The sequence below is a fragment of the Parendozoicomonas sp. 209JJ7-1 genome (assembly GCF_058147085.1).
In genome coordinates, this window is the sequence record NZ_JBYVJU010000056.1 from 1 (window position 1) to 1,926 (window position 1,926).

Genomic DNA, 1,926 nt, shown 5'->3' on the forward strand with positions numbered 1-1,926 from the left:
GCAGCCAACCAATCCACAACCTACGATGTGAATGGCTTTCGGGACCTAGTTACAAACTGGGAAGGGGTGGTGACAGATTATGACCATAACAACCGTGGTTTGGAGACAAAAAGAACGGAAGCCAAGGGCACACCTAATGAGCGGGTTGTTACTACCGAGTGGCATTCCGAATTCCGTCTACCTATCAAAGTCACTGAGCCCGACCGGGTGATTGAGTTCACCTACGACGATAAGGGCCTTTTAACGTCCCGCCAGGTCAAACCTGCCTCATAATTTCTGATAACACTGAATAAATCACCGACTTGTTTAAACAATCAGCCGTGCACGCTCACGTTTTTGTTCGTGCACTGTCACATTGCTCTAAGAAGAACACTGTAAGGATAACACTATGACTCTTCGGACCCGCTTTCCTAAAAAGCGATGGGAACCTCTCACCTGTCCATTAGCCATCGCTCTGGCGAGCACCCTGCTCGCTCTTCCAGCCCAGGCCAACACCACCCGCACTCAGTCGTACACCTATCACCCTGCTGGTAGCCCCGGTGCCGGGCAGATGGCGACACAGGATGGCCCTCGTACCGATGTTCAGGACATCACCCGCTTTGAGTACGATACCAAAGGCAATCGCAGTGCTGTGATTAATGCTCTGGGTCACCGTGTTCAGCTGTTGGATTACAACGGTCGCGGGCAACCCGGGCGGGTAATCGATGCTAATGGCGTGGAAACACGGTTCACCTACCACCCCAGAGGCTGGCTGCTAACCGCTACCCTGATCTCCGCCGATGGCACCAATAATGCGGTTACGGAAATGGACTATGACGCTGTCGGACAGGTCACGGGAATTACCTCACCGAACGGGCAAAAACTAACCTTTACCTATGATGCTGCACGACGGCTGACCGCTATCGAGAACAAGGCCGGTGAACGGATTGAATACAGCTACGATGCCGCCAGCAACCGCACCGGTGAAGTGATCAAGGGCTCCGGTGGCTCTATCACCAAAGAGCGCAAGTGGGCCTTTGATGAACTGAGTCGCCTGATGACCACTGTCCGTGCCGACGACTCTGTAGAAAAGCGTCTCGGTTACGATAAAAACAGCAATGTCACTGCCGTCACCGATGGCAAAGGTCTGAAGACAGAGCAGAGCTACGACGCCCTGAATCGCCTGACTGAAGAGCTGAATCCGGCTAACGATACCGCTCGTCGCAGCTATAACAGCCAGAACCGGGTCACCCAGATTACTGATCAACGGGGTCTGACCACCACCTACACCTACAACGCTTTCGGAAATCTGACCCAACTCAACAGCCCGGACACCGGCACCACCACTTATACCTATGATGGCGCAGGGAACAGAACCCGCCAGGTTGATGCCAAAGGTGGCGAGGTCAACTATCAATACGATGCCCTCAACCGCCTGACCCGTGTACAATATCCGGATCAGCCCGCCTTAAATATCAGCTACAGCTATGACAGTACCGATGGGGGCAACAAAGGCATTGGTCGCCTCACCGGTATCAGTGACAGCACCGGTAGCCAGGCCTATCGCTACGACGCGCGAGGCAACCTGACCCAGGTAACCTACACCCGAGGTAACAAGAGTTACACGCTTGAATACCGCTACAACCTGGCCAATCGTCTGAACGGCATGACCTACCCGGATGGTCGCACCCTCTCCCTCAGCTACAACACCTCCGGCCAGCTCAGCAGTCTGGAAACCCGCAAAGGAGGGAATACCGTCACCCTGGCTGATAACCTGCGTTACAAGCCTTTTGGGCCTTTGACAGCGATCCGTTTTGGCAATCAAACCGAGACCCAGGCCGACTATGACCAGAACTACCGACTGACCCGGCTGACAACTGACTCCACAAGCTCGTCAGCAGAGTTTATGGATCGGGTGTATCAGTACGATGCCAACAACAATATCAC

At 54.0% G+C, this 1,926-nt stretch carries 1 protein-coding gene and 1 pseudogene; both read left to right on the plus strand.

What is annotated here, in order from left to right; translation table 11 throughout:
* Nucleotides 1–273 (plus strand): annotated as a pseudogene (locus tag ACY2RQ_RS19230) (hypothetical protein); the annotation flags it as partial.
* 115 nt (nt 274–388) lie between these two features.
* The coding region (locus tag ACY2RQ_RS19235; RefSeq protein ID WP_490114630.1) for a hypothetical protein at nt 389–1,926 on the plus strand (1,538 nt) is incomplete at its 3' end.